Genomic DNA, 24,523 nt, shown 5'->3' with positions numbered 1-24,523 from the left:
CGGCGTGGCTTATTTGATCGCTTTAAGCACCACAAACTTCGGCGTCGCCGCCACCTGTTCGACACCACGGAATAGCCGTTTCAGCTTGGCGTGGTAGCCCAGGTGGCGGTTGCCGACTATCCACAGCTCGCCGCCGGTCACCAGCGCGGCGCGGGACTGCTGGAACATGCGCCAGGCGAGGAAATCGCCGACCACCTGTTGCTGGTGGAACGGCGGGTTGCACAGCACCAGATCCAACGAATCCTCCGCCTGCTCAGCTAAACCATCGCCGGCGCGAATCTCTACCAGGCGCTCACCCAGTGCCGTACGCCAGTTTTCTTCGGCGGATTGCACCGCCATGTAGGACTCATCGACCAACGTCAGCTCGGCCTGCGGGCTGCCCAGTGCATAGGCAATGCCGAGTACGCCGTTGCCGCAGCCGAGATCTGCTACGCGCAAGCGGCTGAGGTGTTTGGGCAGGTGCGGGAGAAAGGCGCGGGTGCCGATATCCAGGTCTTCGCGGCAGAACACATTGGCGTGGTTGAGCAGCTCGATAGCCGGCTTTTCCAGGCGATAACGCGTCGGGTAGGGCGATACGGGTGTGGGTTTGGGCTCTGGTGTGGCAAACAGCAGGCGGGCTTTTTTCACCGCCAGCGAGGCTTGCACCGGGCCGATATATTTCTCCAGCAGATCACCGGCAGCACGCGGCAGGTGCTTGACCATGGCGGCGGCAATCACCTGCGCAGTTGGGGCGAGCTGGCCGTGCAGGCGAATTAGTTGCTCCTCCAGCAGCGCCAGGGTTTTCGGTACGCGAATCAGCACCACATCAAACGGCCCCTGAGCAACTGCGCTGGCCGGTACAAACTTCACGGCATCCGCCGGCAACTGATTGCGCAGCAGGTTGACCTGCAAACCCAGGTGGCCGAGGTGTGAGTCGCCACTGCTGGTCACGTGCGCCTGCCCAGCGAGGCTGGCTGCCATGGCACCGAAGCTGTCATTCAGCACCAATACGCGCGTGCTGCTCGTCAGCCCTTGTTCATGCAGATGGTTGAGCAGGTATTCGTCCGCCGCATCGAACGCCTGCAGCGGCTCGTGGGGCTGGTCGGGTTGGCGAAGGAGGTCGAGTTGGGCGAACGGGGTGCTGAACACAGGCATGGAAAACTCGGGTGGCAGGCCGCAAGGGCGCTATAAAAAGTGCAGTTGGTCGCTATTGTCGGTGCAAGTGGCGGAAAAGTCTCGGAACTGAGAGCTGGTTCAGCAAATCGCAGTTGTGCCGCGCGCGGCTTTACCGAAGAATGCCGCCCCCTTGTGGATCTGCTCAGTCGTGTCTGATACCCGTCAGTCAGCCAGCATGAGTCAGCAAGGTCGGCATTCAAATAATAACCAGGCCCCGAGCACTACGCCCGGCTGCGATCTGGTAGCGCCTGATGATCAGGACCGTGCAGCACTCTGCCGCGTCCACCGAATCATCCATAGCCCACACCCCCACTCAATGAGGCCTGCCCATGCAGGCGTCACGGCGTTCTATTTGCAAAAAGGTATGTCCATGTTCAAGTCCCTGCTGTCTTTAACCTTCAGCGTATTGCTGGTCGCGGCAAGCCCGGCCCTGGCAGAAGGCACGGCGCCCATCGTGATCAAGTTCTCCCATGTGGTGGCCGAGGACACCCCCAAGGGCAAGGGTGCACTGCTGTTCAAAAAATTGGTCGAAGAGCGCCTAGCCGGGCAGGTCGCGGTTGAGGTTTACCCGAACTCGACGCTGTTCGGTGATGGCGAGGAGATCAATGCACTGCGCGAGGGCAAGGTGCAGATGCTGGCGCCGTCGCTGTCCAAGTTCGAGGCGTACACCAAGCAATTGCAGGTGTTCGACCTGCCGTTCCTGTTCGACGACCTGGAGGCGGTCAAACGCTTCCAGAAGCGTGACAAGAGCCGCGAGTTGCTGCACGCCATGTCCAACCAGGGCATCTATGGCCTGGCCTACTGGAACAACGGCATGAAGCAGCTGACCGCTAACCGTGAGCTGCGCAAGCCCGAGGATGCCAAGGATCTGGCCTTCCGTATTCAACCCTCGTCGGTGCTGCAGGCACAATTTGGCCAGCTTGGCGCCAAGACCGTGAAGATGCCGTTCGCCGAGGCGTTCAAAGCGCTGCAGGCCGGCACCATCCAGGGCACCGAAGGCCCCTGGTCGAATATCGCCAGCCAGAAGGTCGACACCGTGCAGCCGTTTATCAGCGAGCTTAATCACGGCTCGCTGAGCTATATGCTGATCAGCAGCAAGGAGTTCTGGACCAGCATCCCCTACAAAACCCGCACCGAGCTGGAAGCGATCATCGATGAAGTGTCCTTCTCGGTGAATAAGGATGCCGAAACGCTGAACAACAATGATCGCGAGCGCATCATCGCCGCCGGCCATGCCCAAGTGGTCACCCTTACGGCCGATGAGCGTGCCGCCTGGCGCACGGCGCTAAGCCCGCTGTGGAAGACCTACGAAGCCGAAATCGGCGCCGATGTGTTGCGCGCCGCGCAGGCAGTCAATCGCCGCTAAGAACCGGTTCTTAGCGGTAAAGGCCAAGAGTCCCCAAGTTTTGCCGGTGTTTGTATGACCGGCGTTGCGTCACACTGGGTTTATGCAATCCGCATAAACCCGGTGTTCGCATGACCAGTGACGACAAGTACACGCGGCAAACCCTTCGCTCTATTCAGGTCTGGTCGCCCAGCCTGTTCAGCCTGCGCTGTACGCGTGATGCGGGCTTTCGCTTCCGGGCCGGACAGTTTGCCCGTCTCGGCGTAGCCAAGGCCGATGGCTCGGTGACCTGGCGGGCCTATTCGATGGCCTCGGCGCCCCATGATGAGTTTCTTGAGTTCTTCTCCATCGTCGTGCCAGGCGGCGAGTTCACCTCCGAGCTGAGTCGGCTAAAGGTCGGCGACAGCCTTTTGGTAGAGAAACAGGCGCTGGGCTTTCTCACCCTCGACCGCTTTGCCGATGGTCGTGACCTCTGGCTGCTGGCCAGCGGCACGGGGCTCGCGCCGTTTCTATCGATTCTGCAGGGCTTGGAAGTGTGGCAGCACTTCCAGCGCGTGGTGTTGGTGTACAGCGCGCGCACGGCCAGTGAGCTGGCTTATCAGTCCCTGATTCATGGGCTGATGCAGCAGGAACATTTGCAGGAATACGCCGATCGTTTCACCTATCAGCCGCTAGTCACCCGCGAGCAGGTGCCCGGCTGCCTGCATGGGCGTATCACCACCTTACTGGACAGTGGCGAGCTGGAGCGGTCGGCGGGGCTGAGCCTGGATCCTGAGCATTCGCGGCTGATGATCTGCGGCAACCCGCAGATGATCGACGACACCCGCGCGCTGCTCAAGCAGCGCGGCTTGCAGCTCAGCCTGACCCGACGGCCGGGGCAGGTGGCGGTGGAGAACTACTGGTAGCGCTTATTCCTCGCGGATGGCCTTGATCCGGTGCTCCCAGCGGCGCTTGGCGAAGCGGCGCATATTCGGGATGTCGTCGGTTTCGTCGAGGATCGGCTTGCCGATGATGGTTTCCATGATGTCCTCCATGGTCACCAGGCCGCGCCAGCTGCCGAACTCGTCATACACCAGGCACATGTGCTGACGCTCATGCATCATCTGCGTCATCAGGTTTTCGACGTTCATGCTGTCGGAAACCACCTTGAGCGGTTTGAGGATGCTGGACACCGGCGCTTCATCCGCCTCGGCGCCCAGGGCGTCATAGCGGAACACCACGCCCAGTGGTGCTTCATCCTCACCGATAACCGGGTAGCGGGAGAACTGGCTTTCCTTCACGCGCGCCTTGAACGCACTGAGCGTGTCATCGGGTGCAGCAAACTCGCAGACAATCCGTGGCGTCATGATGTCGCGAAGCTTGATTTCATGCAGGTCGAGGATGTTGCTGATAACCCGTTGTTCGTCTTCATCGAGCTTGCCCACCTCGCGGCCGAGCAGGGTCAAGGCTTTGATCTCCTGACGTATGTCGTGCTCAGGCTCTTTGCCGCCAAATAGCCGCATGATCATGTCGGACATGAAGATAAACGGCTTGAGCAGCAGGATCATGCCGCCCAGCAGGCTCGGCAGGAATGGCGCCAGGGTTGGCCAGTAACGCGCACCAATGGTCTTGGGCAGGATTTCCGAGAGGACCAGAATCAGCAGCGTCATCACTGCTGAGGCAATGCCCAAGTAGCCGTCGCCAAACACGACTGTGACCTGCGCACCCACGCCGGTAGCGCCAACTGTGTGGGCCACGGTGTTCAGCGTAAGAATGGCGGCCAGAGGCTGGTCGATCTTGTCTTTAAGCCCCTTCAAACGCTCGTAGAGCTTAGGCCTGGTCGCTTTTTGCTGGGCGATATAGCTAGGCGTCAGGGACAGCAGCGCCGCTTCAAGAATCGAACAGATAAAGGATACGAGGATGGATAGAACTGCAAACGCAATCAGGAGGGTCATTGAGGGGGAAAAGTAGCCAAGGGGAGGCTAATTTACACGAACGTGCGTTAGCCCAACGTTCTGTCCTGCAACAAATCATGTACGGGAGGGCCCTCGGCCCTCCACACGGGGCGTCAGTCTCGGCTTTGTTGCGACTTGAGCAAGTCGCGGATCTCGCTCAGCAGTTCCTGATCCTTGGTCGGTGGGGCCGGTGCTGCGGGTGCCGCTTCTTCTTCGCGCTTGAGTTTGTTGAGCACCTTGATGCCCATGAAAATGGCGAATGCGACGATCAGAAAATCGAGCACGGTCTGGATAAATTTGCCGTAGGCCAACACCACAGCAGGCAGATCGCCTTCGGCAGCCTTCAGGGTGATGGCCAGATCAGTGAAGTCCACGCCGCCAATCAGCACGCCCAGCGGTGGCATCACCACGTCACCAACAAAGGACGAGACGATCTTGCCAAAGGCCGCGCCGATGATGATGCCTACGGCCATGTCGACCACGTTGCCCTTGACCGCAAAGGCTTTGAATTCACTGATTATGCTCATGCTGCGTTCTCTGGTAGGTGAGGTTGCGCTGAGTGTAATCCAGCACGCTCCGCTTGCCAGCTACTTATCAGCCCGGGTAATGGACTTCGGGCAGCGACTCGAACGCAGGTTTAGCCAGCAGGTAGCCTTGGAACAGTTCCACCCCCATGTCGCGTAATGCGTGCAGTTCACCGATGCTTTCGATGCCCTCGGCAATCACCCGGATATTCAGTTTGCGGCACATCTGCAGGGTCGCTTCGACCAGAATCTGCCGCACGCTGTCTTGCTCGATATTGCGGATCAGCTGCATGTCCAGCTTGATCAGGTCAGGCTGAAAGTCGGCCAGCAGATTGAGCCCGGCATAACCGGCGCCGAAGTCATCAATCGCCGTCATAAAGCCCTGTTTGCGGTACGCGCGCAGAATGCCGGTGAGGTGATCGATATCCAGCACCTGCTCCTGTTCGGTGACCTCGAAGATGATCCGCTCCAGCGGGAAGTTGAATCGCGAAGCGGCCTCCAGCGTGGCGCGGATGCAGGTCTCGGGTTTGTACACCGCGTTGGGCATGAAGTTGATCGAGACCATGGCAGGCACTTGCAGCTTGGCTGCCCATTCCAGGGCCGTAATTCGGCAGGCTTGGTCGAACGGATACAAATTATCCGCGTTGAGCTTGCTCAGCAGGCTGCCAGCGGACTCACCGTTTTTGCCGCGCACCAGCGCCTCGTGGGCGAAAATGGCGCCCGTACTCAGGTTGATAATGGGCTGAAAGGCCATGCTGATGGGGAAATCCAAGCTTTGGCCGTCACGGCAAGCCGAACATCCTGATGTCGTACTCATAACCTGTTCTCGTAAGTGGTTCCTGATGCTTGGGCAAAGATAGCAGAAGTAGCTCTCCATCCGTGCAGCTGGACCGTTTCGGCAGAGCCCGCGCTACTGGGCTAGGCTCAAGGGGAATCCGCCACGAGGATGCCGTTATGCCACTGGAACATCATCCGCTGCACCGCGAGTTTCCCGAGTTCAAGACGCAGCTGCATACCTTGCTGTCCAGCAATGGCCATTTCGCTCGCTTGGTCGAGGAGTATGAAGAGCTGGATAAGCGCATCTATGAGGCGGAGAGTGGGCGGGTGGCCATGGATGAGATGCTGCTGCTGGGCCTGAAGATGCAGCGCGTCAGCCTCAAGGATGAATTGGCCGATTTTCTTAGCAGCGCGTAATAACGGTATTGCTTTGATCCGGGTCAAGTGCGGGGCCCGGTTCGAGGGATAGTCTGCAAACAGTGACTATCTCAGAGGGCTACCCGCATGCACGTTGAACACCATCCGCTGATCAAGGATTTCCCCGAACTGCGCGGCGCGCTGCATGAGCTGCGTCTTGGTGATGCCAACTTCGCCCGCCTGGCGGACACCTACGAAACCCTGGATAAACGCATCTGCCGGATCGAGGCGGGCAGCGAACTGCTGGCTGATGAGGCGCTGCTGGCCCTCAAGCAGGAGCGGGTTGGCCTCAAGGATGATCTCGCGCGCCGGCTGAAACGCGCTGCCGGGCAATGTTGTGGCTGTGGTAACGGTTGCAAGGGATAGCTGTGCGGGACTGTAAATATATCCAGCTATTTCGTATGATCCGGGCTCAGCGTTTATAGGAGTCCGGCATGGCCAAGGCCAAGCGCATGTATGGCTGCACCGAGTGCGGCGCCACCTTCCCGAAATGGGCCGGCCAGTGCGGCGAATGCGGGGCCTGGAATACCCTGGTGGAAACCCTGCTTGAAGCCAACGCAGCCACCCCCAGCGGCCGCGCCGGTTGGGCGGGTGATCAGGTGCAGATCAAGACCCTGGCCGAGGTCAGCGTCGAGGAGGTACCGCGTTTCTCCACGGCCTCTGGTGAGCTGGATCGCGTGCTGGGCGGCGGTCTGGTGGACGGGTCGGTGGTGCTGATTGGCGGCGACCCTGGCATCGGCAAGTCGACCATCCTGCTGCAGACCCTGTGCAATATCGCCACGCGCTTCCCCGCGCTGTATGTCACCGGTGAGGAATCCCAGCAGCAGGTAGCCATGCGCGCCCGCCGCCTGGGCTTGCCGGAAGACAAGCTCAAGGTGATGACTGAAACCTGCATTGAAAGCATCATCGCCACCGCGCGGGTGGAAAAGCCCAAGGTGATGGTGATCGACTCGATCCAGACCATCTTTACCGAGCAGCTGCAGTCGGCTCCTGGCGGTGTCGCCCAGGTGCGCGAAAGTGCGGCGTTGCTGGTGCGCTTTGCCAAGCAGAGCGGCACGGCGATTTTTCTGGTCGGCCACGTGACCAAGGAAGGCGCACTGGCCGGGCCGCGTGTGCTCGAGCATATGGTCGATACTGTGCTGTATTTCGAAGGTGAGTCCGATGGCCGTCTGCGCCTGCTGCGCGCGGTGAAGAATCGCTTTGGCGCGATCAACGAGCTGGGCGTGTTCGGCATGACCGACAAGGGCCTGAAAGAGGTCACCAATCCTTCGGCGATCTTCCTCACCCGGGCCCAGGAAGAAGTGCCCGGCAGCGTGGTGATGGCCACCTGGGAAGGCACCCGGCCGATGCTCGTGGAGGTGCAGGCGCTGGTCGACACCAGCCATATGGCCAACCCGCGCCGCGTCACCCTGGGCCTGGATCAGAACCGCTTGGCTATGCTGCTGGCCGTATTGCACCGGCATGGCGGTATCCCGACCTATGACCAGGACGTGTTTCTTAACGTGGTGGGCGGGGTCAAGGTGCTGGAAACCGCATCCGACCTGGCGCTGATGGCGGCAGTCATTTCCAGCCTGCGCAACAAGCCGCTGCCGCATGACCTGTTGGTGTTTGGCGAGGTCGGCCTGTCTGGCGAGATTCGCCCAGTGCCGAGCGGCCAGGAACGTCTGAAAGAGGCGGCCAAACACGGCTTCAAGCGCGCCATCGTGCCCAAGGGCAATGCGCCGAAAGATCCGCCGCCAGGGTTGCAGGTGATTGCTGTGACGCGCCTGGAGCAAGCGCTGGATGCGTTGTTCGAGTAAGAACCTGTTTACGATCTGCTGCGCGTTGGCCATCCGGCGTTAAAAACAGCCTCGGAGCCGCTTGCGGCTAACGCGCTTTAGCGCGACCCGAAGGGCGAGTGAAACGAGTCATGCTCATTTACAGCTCGTAAACTGCGCGTGATTCGCTTCGCTCACCCTGCGGGTCAGCCGTTGGCTGTTACTCCGCTGCGCTGCGTTTCTCGGCTGTTTTTGCCTTGTCTGGCTCTAGCTCGCGAAATCGTAAACACGTTCTAAATCTGCTCAGGCAGGATGAAAAAAGGAGGCCGAGGCCTCCTTTTTTATTCGTCTTCGCCAAGCGCGGCGAGTTCGCGTTCCAGCAGGCTGTCGTCGCCGAGATTGAGCTCCACCAGGCGGCGCAGGTGGCTGATCGAGTCGAGGTCGATATGCCGGCAGACAAAACCGAGCAGGTCAGACTGAGTACGTGTCAGCACCACTTCCATCCGCACACGGGTGTCATCGGCCAGTTGGATATTGGCCTCGAATGGCTGATTAGGGTCGCCATTCCAACCGTTAGGGCGCTTGATTAGCAGACCTTTCAGCGACACGTCATGCAGTTCGACCGCCCAGCGTCGTTCCCCTTGCACGATCTCGGTGGGGGCGTCGAAAGCGATGCGATGAAAGCGCCGACGCTCATTGGCTGTTTCGCTCATGCAAAGAAACTCCTGCGAGGTTTTATCCACTATAGCCAAGGCTGCTGTCGCTGGCTTGGTTTTATCTCTGCTGAGGGTGGTTCGGCAGTTATAAAAAAGCCCGCCAGGAGGCGGGCTTTTCAGCAGCAGCCGATGTTTAGTTGCCGTAAACCGGGAACTTGGCGCAGACCGCTTTGACTTGCTCGCGCACGCGCGCTTCGACCGCTTCGTCGCCCAGGTTTGCGAGGATCTCGCAGATCCAGCCAGCCAGTGCGCGGCACTCGTCTTCCTTGAAGCCGCGGGTGGTCACGGCTGGGGTGCCGATGCGCAGGCCGGAGGTGACGAACGGCGAACGTGGATCGTTCGGCACGCTGTTCTTGTTCACGGTGATAAAGGCACGACCCAGAGCGGCGTCGGCATCTTTACCAGTGATGTCCTGCTTGATCAGGCTGAGCAGGAACAGGTGGTTCTCAGTACCGCCGGAAACCACGTCGTAGCCGTTCTCGATAAACACGCTGGCCATAGCCTGGGCGTTCTTGATCACTTGCTGCTGGTAGGTCTTGAACTCAGGCTGCAGGGCTTCCTTGAAGCACACGGCCTTGGCGGCGATGACGTGCTCCAGCGGGCCGCCTTGGCCGCCTGGGAATACCGCGGAGTTGAATTTCTTCTCCAGCGCTTCGTTGGCGCGAGCCAGTATCAGACCGCCGCGCGGGCCGCGCAGAGTTTTGTGAGTGGTGGTGGTAACCACGTCGGCGAACGGCACCGGGTTCGGGTAAACGCCAGCGGCGACCAGACCGGCCACGTGTGCCATGTCGACAAACAGGTAAGCGCCCACTTTATCGGCAATGGCGCGGAAACGTGGGAAGTCCAGTACCTGCGAGTAGGCGCTGAAGCCGGCAATGATCATCTTCGGTTTGTGTTCAACAGCCAGGCGCTCAACTTCGTCATAGTCGATCAGGCCGGCATCGGTGATGCCGTACTGCACGGCGTTGTACATTTTGCCGGAGAAGCTGACGCTGGCGCCGTGGGTCAGGTGGCCGCCGTGTGCCAGGCTCATGCCCAGTACGGTGTCACCGGTTTCCAGCAGGGCCAAATACACGGCGCTGTTGGCTTGCGAGCCGGAGTGCGGCTGGACGTTGGCGTAATCGGCGCCGAACAGCTCCTTGGCGCGGTCGATGGCCAGCTGCTCAACGATGTCGACGTATTCGCAACCGCCGTAGTAACGCTTGCCTGGATAGCCTTCAGCGTACTTGTTGGTCAGTACCGAACCCTGGGCTTCCATCACTGCTGGGCTGGTGTAGTTCTCCGAGGCGATCAGCTCGATGTGATGTTCCTGGCGCTGGGCTTCTTGCTCCATCGCGGCAAACAATTCGGCGTCATAACGGGCGATAGTCAAATCACGGCTGAACATAGCATTCCCCTGAGAAAATCAGCTGGGCGGTAGAAAGAGGGGGCGAATTCTACCTCATCCGCACTAAACAGGCATATGAAGCGTGGTCATCTGACGGACAAGCGGGGCTCATGTACGCCGGCGATTCAGCTCAGCATAAACAGGGCGGTGCCGGTAAACAGCGCGGTGAACTGGTGGGCCGGCATTGGCCTGCCCAGCAGGAAGCCCTGCACTTCGTCGCAGTCGTGGCCACGCAGGAAATCCAGCTGGGCCAGGGTTTCCACACCTTCGGCGATTACCGTGAGGTTCAGGCTATGGGCCATGGCGATGATCGCGCGCGCGATTTGTCCGTCCTGTTCGCCATGCGGCAGGCCGTCGACAAAGCTGCGGTCGATCTTCAGCACGTCGATCGGGAATTGTTTGAGGTAGTTCAGTGAGCTGTAGCCGGTGCCGAAATCGTCGATGGCGATAAACACCCCCAGCTGCTTCAAGCTGCTCAGGGTTTGCATGGCATTGGCCACATCTTCCATCAGGATGCTTTCGGTCAGTTCCAGCTCCAGGCAGGCGGCGGGAACACCGCTCTGTTCAAGAATCTGCGCAATCCGCTGATGCAGGTCGCCTTCGGCAAACTGGCGTGCTGAGAGGTTGACCGAAATCTTCGGCACACGAATCTTCGCCTCGTGCCATTCGGCCAGTTGCCTACACGACTCGCGCAGCACCCAGTCGCCAACCTGGACCACCAGGCTCAGTTCTTCGAGTACCGGAATAAAGTCACTCGGCGGCACCAGGCCGCGCTGTGGATGCTGCCAGCGCAACAGCGCTTCGGCGCCGGTCAGGCGTTTGCCATCGCCGGAGAACTGCGGTTGGTAGAACAGCTTGAACTCGCCCTGTTCGAGGGCGTGGCGCAGGTCGCTTTCCAGCTCCAGGCGCTGCAGGGCGCTGGCGTTCATGTCGGCCTGGTAGAACTGGAAGTTGTTCTTGCCGCGTTCCTTGGCGTGGTACATCGCCGTATCGGCGTTCTTCATCAGCTGGCTCAGCTCGTTGCCATCCTGCGGACTCAGGGCGATACCGATACTGGCGGTAACGAAGAACTCGCGGCCTTCGAGGATAAACGGCTGCGCCAGGCTGGCGAGAATCTGCTCGCCAACGTGGATTGCGCGGGTCAGTGCGCCTTCACGCTGCGCCTGGGATTGCAGCAGCAGGGTGAACTCGTCGCCGCCCATGCGCGCCACGGTGTCGTCGCTGTCCACGCAGGCGCGCAGGCGCACGGCGACTTCCTTGAGCATGCGGTCGCCGGCGGCATGGCCGAGGGAGTCGTTGATCGGCTTGAAACGGTCGAGATCGAGGAACATCAGCACCACCCACTCCTGATGCCGTTCACCGTGCTGCAATGCACTGTGCAGGCGATCCTGGAACAGGGTGCGGTTGGGCAGCTGGGTCAGGGCGTCGTAATACGCCAGGCGGTGGATACGCTGCTCGCTAGCCTTGCGCTCGCTGATATCGCTGAAGAAGCACACGTAGCTGACCAGGTCGCCTTCATCGTCCTTGACCGCAGTGATACCGACCCAGGCCGGGAATTTCTCACCGTTCTTGCGCTTGAGCCACACCTCGCCCTCCCAGCTGCCTTGCTGGTTGAGCTGTTTGATCACATAGGCCAGATGGCTGGCTTGCTGAGTGTCTGCAGTCAATACGCTCGGCAGCTGGTCAAGAATCTGCTTGGAGCTGTAGCCGCTGACCCGGCTGAAGGCGTTGTTGACCTGGACGATATAGCCCGCCGGGTCAGTGACCAGAATGGCCGCCGTGGAGTGCTCGAATACCGTGGCGGCCATGCGCAGGTCTTTTTCGGCGCGGCGCTGCAGGCTGATGTCGCGACCAACACCTAGCAAGCCTTCGAAACGGCCGCTGTCATCCCACATTGGCACCAAGCGCAGTTCCACGGGGATTTTCTGGCCATCCGCACGCAAGGCGTCAAAGACGAACAGTTGCGGCAGAAATTCGGCGCGCAGTTCGGCTAGGCGCTGCGGGTCACCGAGGGCGTTGCGCACACGGTCGAGCAGGGCGTAGAAACCGCTGAGCTGACGCGGGTTGGTAGCCAAACTCTGGAAGCCGTTGGCCAGCGCCCACTCGCTGTCATAGCCAAGCACCGGCATCACCGATGGGCTGACATAGTTGAGTTGCAGCTGGGCATCGGTGGAGAAGATCACGTCGCTGATGCTTTCCGCCAGCAGGCGATAGCGTTGCTCGCTGGTGCGCAGAGACTCGCTGTGGGTGATCTGTTCGGTGATGTCCTTGGCCACGCCAATCAATCGGCTGACCCGGCCCTTGGCATCGCGCGCCAGGGCCTGCTCGCGGATATCGAACCAGTGCCAGCTGCCATCGCGGTGCCTCCAGCGCAGCTCGAACTGCATCAACAGGCCATTGCCCAATACCTGCTGGATATTGCGCATGCGTTGGTACAGCTCGACATCGTCGGGATGCAGAATTTTTTCCCACAGCCGATCACCGAGGGCACGCATTTCCGCCTTGCTGTAGCCCAGCTGCGGGCCGAGGTGGTTGTTGCTGTACATCACCCGCTTGCCGGCGATGTCGTGCACATAGATGGTGTCAGGTACTGCGTTGACCACATCGGACCAGAAGCGCTCACGCTCGATCAGTGACGTTTCGATGCGTTTGCGGTTGGTGATATCGCTGATGCTGAGGGTCACGGCCTGCAGGTCGTCGATACTCTCCGGCAGGCGCATCAATAACCACAAGTGGCGCTCATACCCTTGTGGCGTGGTGATCTGGCGCTCCATTTCCAGCTGACCGCTACCGCTGAGCAGAACACTGAGCAGCTGCATGCGGAAGCCTTCCGGGCGCAGCGGGCCGCTATTGAACAAGTGTTGCCAGGCCTGCTGGTTTGAGTCGACACCGAGCAGTTGCAGGGCCACCTGGTTGGTTTCCGTCAGGCGCAGGCGCTGGCACAGCTCAATATGGTGCTGCGGGTCTTCGTCCAGCCAGCGTTGCAGGCCGGTCATGCTGCGCAGTTGCTGTTGTTGCAGGTAGCGCTGTAACTCAGCCAGGTCGAGCACGCAAAGGGCGGTGCCGGTGCCGTCGAAGATGTCCTGATAGCGTCGGCGGGTTTCCTGCAGCACGTGCGAGGCGTGCTGTTCTTCGGTGACATCGCGCAGCACCCAGACAAAACCGGTGCGCTTGTTGTCTTCGCTCAAGTCGCTGCGGCTGATGTCATACAGATGAGTGACGCCGTTCTGCTGAATTTCTACCAGGTCCGGGCCAAGGTCGTTGTGCAGCGCGGTGTCGTGCAGCAGCAGCGGGTCGAGGCGTGGCAGCAGTTTCAGTAGGTGCCAATCACGCGCCTCATCGTTGCTCAACCCGAACATCGCTTCCGCTTGCGGGTTGAGGTACTGCAATTGGCCGCTGCTGTCGGTGACCAGCACGCGTTCTTCGATGGCGCCGAGTACGCTGGCTGCTTGCTGCAATGAGCGTCGTGAAGCGGTATTCAGTGCGTGCAGGTTGCGTTGTTCATTTAGCAGGCGGTACAGCGCCAACAGCGTGAGGGTGGCGCAGAGAATAAACAGCAGCAACTTGCTGGCCTGTTGCGGCAGCTGTTGGGCGCGCACCTTGCGCTCGTTGAACAGTGCACGCAGTTGCCAGTCGCTGCCTTTGAGTGGGGTTTCCAACATGCTCTGGTCGAGGTTTTCCGCCGTCACGGGCGGTGCGACGGCTGCATTTTGAATGCCTTGTGCCACGTTGCTGGCAATCACCCGCTGAGCATTGCGGTCTTCCAGTAGCCAGTGATGTTGGCTTTGATGGTGTTCATTCAGCCAACCGGTCAGTGCCTGGTTGGTCAGGCGCAATATCCAGAACCCGCTGGCCGTGCTGTCGGGGTTATGCCGCAGCAGCAGGTAGATACGCCCATGCTCGTTGGCACTGAAGGTATAAAAGAAACTGTCACGGCCACCCCGTTGCAGCAACTCTTCGAGGTACAACGTATCGTCGGTGGGCGCATGGCTGTCAGCGATGATGCGGCCCTCGGCATTCAGCCAGGCCAGGCTGCGCAGCGTCGGGAATACGCCGCGCAGCGTGTGCAGCAGTTCTTCCAGCTCATCTGGGTTGTTTGGCGGCAGCACATGGGGCTGCAGCAGCGCCTGGCCGGCACTGGCTTTCAGCGCCATATTCAAATTGAGGTGGTTGGCCAATTGCGAACTGTAGGCCAGGCCCAGTTGCCGCTGGTTGTCGAGCAGTTGCTGGGACTCCTGGCGCAGTTGCCAGAGCAGCAGCACCAACATGCTCAGCACCAACACCACCAGTGCGCCACGGGTCGGCCCACGCATCGTCGCAGCCGGCGGCGCGCCGGGAGTACGCGGTGTGATTGGGGGCGTGACTGTTGGCAAAGACCTACATCCTGGGGGCTGGGCGACGATGACGGTTCCTGGGGGCGCAGAACGGCCGGCAGGCAGGGGGCGGCTAGCATGCCATAACCGTGGCAAAGTGCCAGCGCCGCCGACGAGCGTCGTTTGCCCTGTTCGGCGCATTCCGGTAGCTTTGCCGCACGCGCGCGTGACTGTGCAAAGTCCCGTGCGCAGGTAGCGCCTGGCGGCTCCGTCCCCGCCGTTTAGCCTCAGGCTACACGCATCAGTTGGCGGCTTCTCTTTCGTTTCAACCCAGAACCAAGGTCATCATGGCTCAATAAATGCATCTGCCCTATTAGATTTTAGTCACGTTTTGCTATCTGTGGTCGAGCCCTCATCACCATTGGCTTTCCAGCCTCTTCAGCATGGTTTTTCCTCTCGATCCTGTGTCGTGGCAGAGCTTTTAGTTAGCTTTCGCTGATTTTGGGTCAAATTTAGGCTCCAAAACCTAACTTTTTTCGAAGCGCTCTTGTGATCGCTCCGGCCAGGAATCGCCAGCAGATTTCCTCTCGTGAAACAGCAGATAAAGTCCCTCTTATATATGAGGCTCATTACTTCTCAGGGCATCCACAAGCTGGAGACGCCATTGAGAAATTCTCGCGTGCAGGTGAAGTGATCACGGACGTCTAGGTTAGACTCGCGCCTTTGCATGCCTTTCTAGGAGCAGTTGCGTGAACACGGAAAACCATTCCCAGACGGCCGCTTTTCTTTGGTCCATTGCCGATCTGTTGCGCGGTGACTTCAAGCAGTCCCAGTACGGCCGCATCATCCTGCCGTTCACCTTGTTGCGGCGTATGGAGTGCGTGCTCGCGCCGACCAAGGATGAGGTGATCAAGCAGACCTTCGCCCAGGAAGGCCGCCCCGATACCGTGCGCGAGATGATTCTCCTGCGCGCGGCTGGCCAGCAGTTCTTCAACGGCTCGCCGCTGACCCTCGGCACGCTGTCCGACACCCAAACCGCCGCCGACCTGATGAGCTATGTGCAAGCCTTCAGCAAGGACGCACGCGAGATTTTCGAGCACTTCCACTTTGAAGATTTCGTTCAGCAATTGGAAACCGCCAACCTGCTGTATCAGGTGGTGCAGCGCTTCGCCGCCACCGACCTGAGCCCCGAGTTCATCAGCAACTTTGGCATGGGCATCATCTTCGAGGAGCTGATCCGCAAGTTCGCGGAAAGCTCCAACGAAACGGCCGGGGAGCACTTTACCCCACGCGATATCGTGCACCTCACCACATCCTTGGTGATCACCGATCAGGACCACAAGCTCGCACCCAACAGCATCGTCACCATCTATGACCCAACCGCCGGCACCGGCGGCTTTCTGTCTGAGGGTGATGAGTACATCCAGTCCATCAGCGAAAAGGTCAGCGTGTCGCTGCACGGCCAGGAGCTCAACCCCGAGTCCTATGCCATCTGCAAGGCAGACATGCTGATCAAGGGCCAGGACGTGGCCAGCATCAAGCTCGGCAACACCCTGTCCAACGACCAGCTTGCCGACAAGCGCTTCGACTTTATGCTCAGCAACCCGCCGTTTGGCGTGGAGTGGAAGAAGGTACAAAAGCAGATCACTGACGAGCACAGCCACAAGGGCTTCGACGGCCGCTTCGGCCCGGGCCTGCCACGGGTGTCCGACGGCTCGCTGCTGTTTCTGCTGCACCTGGTCAGCAAGATGCGTGACCCGCGCGACGGTGGCTCGCGCATTGGCATCATCCTTAACGGCTCGCCGCTGTTTACCGGCGGCGCGGGTTCGGGTGAGTCGGAGATACGCCGCTACCTGCTGCAGAACGATCTGGTCGAAGCCATAGTCGCGTTGCCCACCGACATGTTCTACAACACCGGCATCGCCACCTATGTGTGGATTCTCTCCAACCACAAGGCCGCTGCGCGCCAGGGCAAGGTGCAGTTGATCGACGGCAGCCAGCACTACGCCAAAATGCGCAAATCGCTGGGCAGCAAGCGCCAGTACATCACCGAGGATCAAATCAGCGAGCTGGTGCGCCTGTATGGCAGCTTCGAGCAAACCGCCCACAGCAAAATCTTCCCCATCGACGCCTTCGGCTACCGCCGTATCACCGTCGAGCGCCCGCTGCGCCTGAACTTCCAGACCAGCGCAGAGCGCATCGCGAAAGTGCTGGAAGAGAAAACCCTGCAGAAGCTCGACAGCGCCGCCCAGCAGCAACTGATGAGCGCCCTGCAAGCGATGGATGCCAGCGTGTTGCACCGCAACCGCGAGCAGTTCAGCAAGCTGCTGAAAAAAGCCCTCACCGCGCGTAGCGTCAGCCTCAGCACGCCGGAACTCAAAGCCCTGATGAGCGCCTTAAGCGAGCGCGACCCCGAGGCGGATATCTGCATGACCAAAGGCCAGCCAGAAGCCGACGCCGGCCTGCGCGATAACGAGAACGTGCCGTTGGGCGAATCGGTGCACGACTACTTCCAGCGCGAAGTCATCCCCCATGTGCCGGATGCCTGGATCGACGAAAGCAAAACCGATGCGCTGGACGGCGAAGTCGGCATTGTCGGCTTCGAGATTCCCTTTAACCGCCACTTCTATGTATTCCAGCCACCGCGCCCATTGACCGATATCGACCGCGACCTAAAAGCCTGCACCGACCGCATCAAGCAGATGATTGAGGGGCTGTCGGCATGAGCTTTCCTGCGTATCCGGCGTACAAAAGCTCTGGCGTGGAATGGTTGGGGGAAGTGCCGGAGCATTGGACTGTAATTGCCTTAAAGTGGCTTTCTCCAGTGTTCAGGGGAGCGTCTCCGAGACCTATTGATGACCCGATTTATTTTGATGATGACGGTGAATTTGGCTGGGTCAGAATCGCGGATGTAACGGCGTCGCCTGATGGCTATTTATACGAAACAACTCAGAGGCTTTCCGCTCTTGGATCTTCTTTGAGTGTAAAGCTTGAGCCGGGCGAGCTGTTCTTGAGTATCGCGGGCTCTGTTGGTAAACCATGTATTACTGCGGTTAAGGCGTGCATTCACGATGGATTTGTTTATTTCCCATGGTTGTCTATAGATCAACGCCTTTTGTACAGAGTCTTTGAGTCTGGCCTCTGCTTTGGCGGCCTTGGAAAAATGGGTACTCAACTCAATTTAAACACCGATACCGTTGGTGGGATTTGTATCGCTGTTCCTCCTGCGGCTGAGTTGACTCGGGCACTCGCATTCCTCGACCACGAAACCGCCCGCATCGACGCGCTGATCGACGAGCAGCAGCGCCTGATCGAACTGCTCAAGGAAAAGCGCCAGGCCTTGATCTCCCAAGCCGTCACCAAAGGCCTCGACCCGACGGTGCCGATGAAAGACTCCGGCGTTGAGTGGCTAGGCGAGGTGCCGGCGCATTGGGAGGTGTGCAAACTAAGTTTTCGCTATTCGGTTGAGCTTGGAAAAATGCTCGATGAAAAGAAAAACATTGGAGCTAATCCTCTGCCATATCTGAGGAATCAAGATGTTCAGTGGGGAGTCATCAATATCGATAGCCTTCCACTGATCGATATTGAGCCAAGTGAATATGAGCGATACACAGTTAGGCTTGGTGATCTACTTGTTTGTGAAGGAGGAGATGTAGGGCGTGCTGCAATCTGGCGGTATAAGGACAGCATAATTGGCTACCAGAAGGCATTGCATCGACTTCGTCCAGAATCACCAAACAGAGATACCGCAGAGTTTTTTTTCTATAGTTTGATGGCTGCAAAAGCACAGGGTGTCTTTGACGAATCTGATACAAAAGCAACTATTTCTCACCTGCCCGCAGAGAAATTCAGGCAGTACAGATTTGCGTTTCCGCCTATCGACGATCAACAAGAAATTGCTTCTGTACTTGGCGGCAGGCTCAAGCGTTCAAGCGAGACCATTTCTTATGCTGAAAACACGATAGCTATTCTCCAAGAACGCCGCTCTGCCCTAATCTCCGCCGCCGTCACCGGCAAAATCGACGTACGCGGCTGGCAGCCCCCGGCTAGCGCGCCAACTCCCGAATTAGCACAAGAGGCCGTGTAATGGCGGACAGCAAGGAAGCTCAGTTTCAGCAGGACATTATCGACGCCCTGGCCGCCCAAGGCTGGCAGGTCGGCACGGCCAGCGGCTATGACCGGCGCACGGCGCTGTATACCGAAGACGTGCTGGGTTACTTCAAAGATGCCTGGCCGGAGCGTTGGGACAAGTTCGCCAAGGCCAACCCGAACAACCCGGACGATGTACTGGTGCAGAAGCTGGTGCGCGAGCTGGAGCAGAGCGGCACTCTGGATGTGCTGCGCCATGGCTTCAAGCTGCCGGCGGTGAAGGTAGAGCTGTGCAGCTTTCAGCCCGACCACGGCATGAACCCGGACACCCTCAAACGTTACCAGTGCAACCGTCTGCGCGTGGTGCCGGAGGTGTCTTATTCGCCCCATGCGCGTGATGCCGCTAGCGGCGGGCAGAGCTACAACCCACGGCTGGATCTGGTGCTATTCGTCAACGGCATCCCCACTGCCACGCTGGAGCTGAAAAGCGAGTTCAAGCAGTCGGTGGAAAACGCCAAGCGCCAGTATCGCCAAGACCGCCCAGTAAAAGATCCACTGACGCGCAAGCCCGAACCGCTACTGACCTTTAAGCGCGGCGCGCTGGTGCACTTTGCCGTGGGCCAGAACGAAGTGGCGATGACCACCAAGCTGGCGGGTAAAGACACCTTCTTCCTGCCGTTTAACCTCGGCAGTGCGGAAGGCGGCGCGGGCAACCCGATGCCTGAGGATGACAGCCAGTACGCCACCAGCTACCTGTGGCAACGCCTGATGCAGCCGGATGCCTGGCTCAAGGTGCTGGGGCGCTTTCTGCACCTGGACAAAAAAACCAGCGAAGGCTTCGACGGCACGCCGGTAACCAAGGAGACCATGATCTTCCCGCGTTACCACCAGTGGGAAGTGGTCAACCAACTGATCAACACCACCCGCGCCGAAGGGCCGGGTAAGCGCTATTTGATCCAGCACAGCGCCGGCTCGGGCAAGTCCAACTCCATCGCCTGGACGGCCCATCAACTGGCCTCGCTGTACGACGATGCCGGTCAGCGCCTGTTCAATTCAGTGATCGTGATTACCGACCGCACGGTGTTGGACAAGCAGCTGCAGGACACCATCTACCAGTTCGAGCATGCCCAGGGCGTGGTCAAGCAGATCAACCGTGAAACCAGCAGCCAGAGCAAATCCGAGCAACTGGCCGAAGCTTTGGCCGAGCAGACGCGCATCATCATCGTCACCATCCAGACCTTCCCAGCACTGTTCGATGCCCTGGACAAATACCCCAAGCTGGCCAGCGGGCGCTATGCGGTGATCGCCGACGAGGCGCATTCCTCGCAGACCGGCTCGTCGGCCAGCAAGCTGAAACAGATTCTCGGCAGCGATGCCCTCGATGCTGAAGAAGTCAGCGCCGAAGAGCTGCTGGACGCCGCCGTGCAGGCGCGCCAACCGAATGAGCGCATCAGCTACTACGCCTTTACCGCCACGCCCAAGGCCAAGACCTTGGAGCTGTTCGGTCGCCCGGCCGACCCAACGCTGCCGGCCAGTGCCAGCAACAAGCCGGAGGCGTTTCACCTGTACTCCATGCGCCAGGCCATTGAGGAGGGTTTTATCCTCGACGTGCTGCGCAACTACACCACCTACAGCACTGCCTGGAAGATCGCCCACCCGGATGGCGAAGACGACGAGGTGGACAGCAAGAAGGCGCGCATCAAGCTGGCACGTTGGGTGCGCCTGCACCCGTACAACATCAGCCAGAAGGTCGAGGTGATCGTCGAGCACTTCCGCGCCAATATCCGTGGCCTGCTGAATGGCCAGGCCAAGGCCATGGTCGTCACCAGCAGCCGTCAGGAGGCGGTGCGTTACCAGTTGGCATTGAAGGCCTACGTGCAGCAGATGGGTTACCGCGACGTGCACCCGCTGGTGGCGTTCTCCGGCAGCGTGTTGCCGGATGGGGTGATCCCCGAAGAGGTGACGGAAAGCAGCAGCCTGCTCAACGCCGGCCTGAATGGCCGTGACCTGGCGCAGGCGTTCGACACCCAGGACTTCAACGTGATGATCGCGGCCAACAAGTACCAGACCGGCTTCGATCAACCCAAGCTGTGCGCCATGTACGTGGACAAAAAGCTGCAAGGCGTGGACTGCGTGCAGACCCTGTCGCGGCTGAACCGTACCTTCGGTGACAGCAAGGAAACCTTCATCCTCGACTTTTTCAACGAGCCGCAGGACATTCTCGACGCCTTCTTGCCGTACTACACCAAGGCCGAGCTGACCGATGTGACCGACCCGCAGATCATCTATGACCTGCAGAAGAAACTGGATGCTGAGGGTATCTATCACTGGCAGGAGGTCGAGGCGTTCGCCATGGCCTTCTTCGATCCCAAGGCGGCGGCCAGCAAGCTCAGCTACTACTGCACTCCGGCCAAGGAGCGCTTTGCCAAGCGTTATGCCTTCTCGCTGGATTCGCGCCAGCATGCGCTGGATTACAAGCGTACAGCCGAAGCCAACGGTGACAGCGCCGGCCTGAAAAAAGCTGAGCACGCACTGAAAGAAGCCGGCGAGCAGGTGGACCAGCTCGACCTGTTCCGCAAGAACCTGCAGAGCTTTGTGCGCCTGTACGAGTTCCTCTCGCAAATCGTGCCGTATGAGGACCGTGAGCTGGAGCAACTCTGCGTGTTCGCCAAACACCTGCACCCGCTGCTGCGCGTGGATCGCCTGCAACAAGACGACGTGGACGTGGGCGAGCTGCAACTGAGCCACTACCGCCTGAGCAAGCGCGCCGAGCACCAACTGCGCTTGAGCGAAGAAGACGGCGAATACACCCTCAAGCCCGGTAGCGACGTAGGCAGCGGTAAACCGCATGACCCGGAGAAAAAGCGTCTCTCGGAAATCATCGAAGCACTGAACGACATCTTCGGTGCCGAGGTGAGCGATGACGACCAACTGCAGTTCCTCACCGGCATCGCCCAGCGCATCAGCCGTCAGGAAGATGTAATGGCCCAGGTGAACAACCACTCGGTGGAGCAAGTGATGCACGGCCTGTTCCCCAAGCGCGTACTCGACACCGTGTTGGACGCCATGACTGACCACGAGAAACTATCGCTGGAAGTGCTGGATAACGAGACCAAGAGCCGGGCGTTTGCGCTGGTGATTTTGAAGATGCTGACGGCCGCTGGGGGCTTGGGACAAGGTAACCGCAGTGGGGGTGCCTGATTTTTTCGGGCGCTGTTAGATTAGATTTCAGAGGGCTTAGGCAGAAGGCTTGAAGGGTCGCAGGCGAGCTCGCCTGCGATGCGATAGAGCTTCTCGACGGTGATGTTGACCTCACCACGCTCGATCCGTCCTACGTAGCTGCGGTCGATGCTGCACGCCAGCGCCAATGCATCCTGGGATATCCGGCAGGCCTTCCTCTGCACTCGGATGCGTTCCCCTAACGCTTTCGCCAACTTATCCATGACCGTCTCAATTCAACTTGAGGCGGCACTATCGTGCGTTTGCGGATGCACAGGCCACGGATTATAATCCGCATTTCTTTGCGTTAATTCTTCTGGTGCCTCAATGAAATCGGCCTCGTTTATCTTCGACAGGCGTCTGTATGAGCTGCTTCAGGAGCCAGGGCGTGCAACCTTTACGACCCGTGAACTGCGCGATGCCTATGCCGCTCGCCTGAGTGGCACACCTTTCCGTATCGCCGATGTGCGCCGCTATGTGTATGAGCAGATCCGTCGATTAGTGCGCGCAGGCTGGGTTGTGCTGGATGAGGATCGTCGTGTTCGAGGACAGGTCTACCACCTGCAGCCGATTCCGGTACATCTGCAACTGGAACTGATCGACAGCGGTTTTGAGAACAGCCTGATGGCTGCCGGAGTGCCCGAACTAGAGACGGCAGTACGCGACGTGGAAACTTTGCCGCTTAAGTCGTCAGCCAATACGGATTTGCAGTTGGAGGCGCTCCACAAGGAAATCCGCTTGGACTTTCTCACTTCAATGGGCGAGGCAGAGCGATTCAAACTGCTTCTCGACGAGATGCCGCATTTGCGGGACAAGGTTGAAGGTGACTACCTAGAAGCAAGGGATCGCAGTTCTCGCCTCTTGGGTCATCTGCGCGCTATCGAAAAGACCCTCAAAACGCTCGCTACACCACGATGAGCAGATCGCTACGCAGTTGGCAGAACAGCTGCATCACCAAGGCGTTGGAGCACTTCACCGTAACGCCGCACTTCTTTTGCCAGGCAACGCCTGGAGCCGGAAAGACGCGCATGGCTGCAGAACTGGCCAGCCGACTGCTTGAGCAGGACAGAATCGATTTGGTGCTGTGCTTTGCGCCGTCCTGCCAGGTCGTGGAGGGTTTTCGTTCGACCTTTGCGGCTGTGCTAGGCAGGCGTCTCGACGGCCAGATAGGTGCCGTGGGCGCGGCTTATACCTATCAGGCCATGGAGTACCGTGATGAGGGATTCTGGCAGCTTCTTGATGACTACCGGGTGTTTGTGGTCTTCGATGAGATCCACCATTGCGCCGGCCACGATCCGCTGCTAAGCAATGCCTGGGGGCAGCAGATACTGCATCGGATACAGGATCGGGCTGCCTTCACGTTGGCCCTGTCTGGCACGCCCTGGCGTTCGGACGACAAGGCCATCGCATTGGCGCGGTATTCGTCGCCCGAGGGGCATTTGATCTGTGATTACCGTTATGGCTTGAAAGATGCCGTTGTCGACGGTGTGTGCCGATCACCTCGCATTGTGTTGCTCGACAACCAGAAGGTGAAACTTACGGAAGAGCTTGGCGCGGATAGCTCCGTGAGGCTGTTTCCCAGCATCGCCAAGCTTTTGGGGGAGTCACCTGTCACCTATGAGGAACTGCTGCGTCATGACGAGGTGATCAATCCAATCCTCGACCTTGGCTGCAGTAAGCTGAACGAGCTACGCCAGATCAAACCTGATGCCGCTGGTTTGGTGGTGGCCACCGACATCGAACACGCCCAGCAAGTTGCACTGGCTCTAGAAGCAATGGGTGAAGAGTGCCGCATCGTGACCAACAAAACCCCGGATGCGCAGCAGGTGATCAATGCATTCCGGAGCAGCGCCTGCCGCTGGATTGTCGCCGTCGGAATGATCAGTGAAGGCACCGACATTCCCCGCCTGCAAGTGTGCTGCTATCTCAGTCGTATCCGCACCGAACTGCACTACCGGCAAGTGCTGGGGCGAGTGCTGCGGCGTACAGGTGAGTCCGACGACCAGGCCTGGCTATTTATGCTGGCGGAGCCAACACTTCAGGGCTTTGCGGAGCGAATTGCGGATGACTTACCGGATGATCTGGCTGTTTTAAGCGATGCCCATATGCCTGGTTTAACCCCAGGCTCCCGGCCAGAGCCGGTGGGGGTTTTGGGGCATGTCGAAAGTATCGGCGATGTAGGGTTTGGTGGTGCAGAACCTGGTATTGGGTCGCAAGCTACAAACATCATTTCACTGGGTGGCTTTGCAACTGCGCCCGCTTACCAGGTCAGCTTTTCTCAGCATTACCGGCAGCAGCTACTGGCTTGTTTTTGATGTGCAGTAAGTCGAGGCTGCTCGAATGATATCGGTGTGCATGAATCCATAACCGGCCGGTGCAGCGTGGATCGTAATCTTGAGGTGCGTATGGAGATTAAGTCGCAGGATATCGTTGAGGATGTGATCTGCGACGTGTGCCGTTCTAGTACACGTATTCCGGGCTATGGTCTCCAATACGGCAAGCTTGAAGCCCAATGGGGATATGGCTCGCAGCATGATGGCGAGAACTACAGGGTGCATCTCTGTGAGCCCTGTTTTTTCAGGGTGCTGAGTGGATTGCGTCGGGAGCGCATGGTCAATGGCATGCTCGATGATGATCAGCCATTTTCCTCTGAGGATTTTGGTTTGGTCAGCAAGGGAAACTACTGGGAAAAGAGCTGATGTCTGAATCAGGGGTTGCTGAGCGCCTTAAGCAGGTCGAGACGCTAGCCATACAGGTCTTCGGTGCGGATTCCACGCCATCCGGCCACCCAGTCCGCTCTCATCTGGCCAGGCATTCCAGGGCCATCTGGCCACCTGTTCCACGGCCATCCGGCCGGGCAGTCGGAGCGCAGCGACGCAGGGGTGGCATT

General features: G+C 59.3%; 19 protein-coding genes. 11 read left to right on the top strand and 8 right to left on the bottom strand.

Going from position 1 to position 24,523, the window contains the following annotated elements; translation table 11 throughout:
* Positions 1 to 9: 9 nt before the first annotated feature.
* Positions 10 to 1,134, bottom strand: coding sequence for a class I SAM-dependent methyltransferase (locus HBN63_RS10625; protein ID WP_170049392.1), 1,125 nt, complete (start codon positions 1,132 to 1,134; stop codon positions 10 to 12).
* Positions 1,135 to 1,525: 391 nt separating this feature from the next.
* Between HBN63_RS10625 and HBN63_RS10620 the strand changes: the two genes are divergently transcribed.
* Together HBN63_RS10620 and HBN63_RS10615 are read left to right on the top strand one after the other, a co-directional pair.
* The gene (locus HBN63_RS10620) at positions 1,526 to 2,521 is read left to right on the top strand and encodes a DctP family TRAP transporter solute-binding subunit (protein ID WP_170049391.1); all 996 of its coding nucleotides are present in this window, start codon (positions 1,526 to 1,528) and stop codon (positions 2,519 to 2,521) included.
* Positions 2,522 to 2,631: 110 nt separating this feature from the next.
* Complete coding sequence (locus HBN63_RS10615; protein WP_170049390.1) at positions 2,632 to 3,405, top strand: ferredoxin--NADP reductase; 774 nt, start codon at positions 2,632 to 2,634, stop codon at positions 3,403 to 3,405.
* A 3-nt stretch (positions 3,406 to 3,408) separates the two neighbouring features.
* Here HBN63_RS10615 and HBN63_RS10610 read toward each other — a convergent pair whose 3' ends face one another.
* The 3 genes from HBN63_RS10610 to HBN63_RS10600 all read right to left on the bottom strand — a co-directional run bounded on the left by HBN63_RS10610 (position 3,409) and on the right by HBN63_RS10600 (position 5,712).
* Positions 3,409 to 4,434, bottom strand: a complete 1,026-nt coding sequence (locus tag HBN63_RS10610; RefSeq protein ID WP_170049389.1) for a hemolysin family protein — start codon at positions 4,432 to 4,434, stop codon at positions 3,409 to 3,411.
* Between the two features lie 113 nt (positions 4,435 to 4,547).
* Positions 4,548 to 4,961, bottom strand: a complete 414-nt coding sequence (gene mscL, locus HBN63_RS10605) for a large-conductance mechanosensitive channel protein MscL (protein WP_160085591.1) — start codon at positions 4,959 to 4,961, stop codon at positions 4,548 to 4,550.
* Positions 4,962 to 5,028: 67 nt separating this feature from the next.
* Complete coding sequence (locus tag HBN63_RS10600) at positions 5,029 to 5,712, bottom strand: EAL domain-containing protein (protein WP_241693733.1); 684 nt, start codon at positions 5,710 to 5,712, stop codon at positions 5,029 to 5,031.
* Between the two features lie 200 nt (positions 5,713 to 5,912).
* Between HBN63_RS10600 and HBN63_RS10595 the strand changes: the two genes are divergently transcribed.
* The 3 genes from HBN63_RS10595 (at position 5,913) to radA (ending at position 7,951) form a co-directional block, all read left to right on the top strand.
* Complete coding sequence (locus tag HBN63_RS10595) at positions 5,913 to 6,152, top strand: DUF465 domain-containing protein (RefSeq protein ID WP_090249465.1); 240 nt, start codon at positions 5,913 to 5,915, stop codon at positions 6,150 to 6,152.
* An 87-nt stretch (positions 6,153 to 6,239) separates the two neighbouring features.
* Entirely contained in the window at positions 6,240 to 6,518 is a 279-nt protein-coding gene (locus HBN63_RS10590) for a DUF465 domain-containing protein (protein ID WP_160085589.1), read from the top strand.
* Positions 6,519 to 6,586: 68 nt separating this feature from the next.
* Positions 6,587 to 7,951 (top strand): DNA repair protein RadA, encoded by a 1,365-nt coding sequence (radA, locus tag HBN63_RS10585; protein ID WP_090249458.1) that lies wholly within the window; start codon positions 6,587 to 6,589, stop codon positions 7,949 to 7,951.
* A gap of 299 nt (positions 7,952 to 8,250) precedes the next feature.
* On the opposite strand, the gene HBN63_RS10580 is transcribed toward radA, so the two are convergent.
* The 3 genes from HBN63_RS10580 to HBN63_RS10570 form a co-directional block, all read right to left on the bottom strand.
* Positions 8,251 to 8,622, bottom strand: coding sequence for a PilZ domain-containing protein (locus tag HBN63_RS10580; protein ID WP_090249454.1), 372 nt, complete (start codon positions 8,620 to 8,622; stop codon positions 8,251 to 8,253).
* Positions 8,623 to 8,758: 136 nt separating this feature from the next.
* The gene (glyA, locus tag HBN63_RS10575; RefSeq protein WP_170049388.1) at positions 8,759 to 10,012 is read right to left on the bottom strand and encodes a serine hydroxymethyltransferase; all 1,254 of its coding nucleotides are present in this window, start codon (positions 10,010 to 10,012) and stop codon (positions 8,759 to 8,761) included.
* A gap of 125 nt (positions 10,013 to 10,137) precedes the next feature.
* Positions 10,138 to 14,325 (bottom strand): EAL domain-containing protein, encoded by a 4,188-nt coding sequence (locus HBN63_RS10570; RefSeq protein ID WP_170049387.1) that lies wholly within the window; start codon positions 14,323 to 14,325, stop codon positions 10,138 to 10,140.
* A 749-nt stretch (positions 14,326 to 15,074) separates the two neighbouring features.
* Between HBN63_RS10570 and HBN63_RS10565 the strand changes: the two genes are divergently transcribed.
* Genes HBN63_RS10565 through HBN63_RS10555 form a run of 3 tightly spaced genes read left to right on the top strand, consistent with a single transcriptional unit; the run spans position 15,075 to position 21,615 of the window.
* On the top strand, positions 15,075 to 17,051 hold the full coding sequence (locus HBN63_RS10565) for a class I SAM-dependent DNA methyltransferase (RefSeq protein ID WP_170049386.1): 1,977 nt from the start codon (positions 15,075 to 15,077) through the stop codon (positions 17,049 to 17,051).
* Positions 17,048 to 18,412, top strand: coding sequence for a restriction endonuclease subunit S (locus HBN63_RS10560; protein ID WP_170049385.1), 1,365 nt, complete (start codon positions 17,048 to 17,050; stop codon positions 18,410 to 18,412). Before HBN63_RS10565 ends, HBN63_RS10560 begins: the two co-directional genes overlap by 4 nt.
* The gene (locus HBN63_RS10555) at positions 18,412 to 21,615 is read left to right on the top strand and encodes a DEAD/DEAH box helicase family protein (protein ID WP_170049384.1); all 3,204 of its coding nucleotides are present in this window, start codon (positions 18,412 to 18,414) and stop codon (positions 21,613 to 21,615) included. Before HBN63_RS10560 ends, HBN63_RS10555 begins: the two co-directional genes overlap by 1 nt.
* A 20-nt stretch (positions 21,616 to 21,635) precedes the next feature.
* Here the strand turns inward: HBN63_RS10555 and HBN63_RS10550 are convergent, their stop codons facing one another.
* Entirely contained in the window at positions 21,636 to 21,857 is a 222-nt protein-coding gene (locus tag HBN63_RS10550) for a helix-turn-helix transcriptional regulator (protein ID WP_170049383.1), read from the bottom strand.
* A gap of 103 nt (positions 21,858 to 21,960) precedes the next feature.
* Between HBN63_RS10550 and HBN63_RS10545 the strand changes: the two genes are divergently transcribed.
* From HBN63_RS10545 to HBN63_RS10535, 3 genes are all read left to right on the top strand, one after another.
* Entirely contained in the window at positions 21,961 to 22,551 is a 591-nt protein-coding gene (locus tag HBN63_RS10545; protein ID WP_170049382.1) for a hypothetical protein, read from the top strand.
* Positions 22,548 to 23,948 (top strand): DEAD/DEAH box helicase family protein, encoded by a 1,401-nt coding sequence (locus HBN63_RS10540; protein WP_170049381.1) that lies wholly within the window; start codon positions 22,548 to 22,550, stop codon positions 23,946 to 23,948. The genes HBN63_RS10545 and HBN63_RS10540 overlap by 4 nt, the downstream gene beginning before the upstream one ends.
* A gap of 90 nt (positions 23,949 to 24,038) precedes the next feature.
* Positions 24,039 to 24,332 carry a hypothetical protein gene (locus HBN63_RS10535; protein ID WP_170049380.1) on the top strand — a complete coding sequence of 98 codons (294 nt, stop codon included), beginning with the start codon at positions 24,039 to 24,041 and terminating at the stop codon, positions 24,330 to 24,332.
* Positions 24,333 to 24,523 lie beyond the last annotated feature (191 nt).

The sequence above is a fragment of the Pseudomonas sp. WS 5011 genome (assembly GCF_012985775.1).
GTDB lineage: Bacteria > Pseudomonadota > Gammaproteobacteria > Pseudomonadales > Pseudomonadaceae > Aquipseudomonas > Aquipseudomonas peli.
The sequence above is the reverse complement of the archived record's forward strand: the minus strand, read 5'-3'. Positions and strand labels throughout refer to the sequence as shown.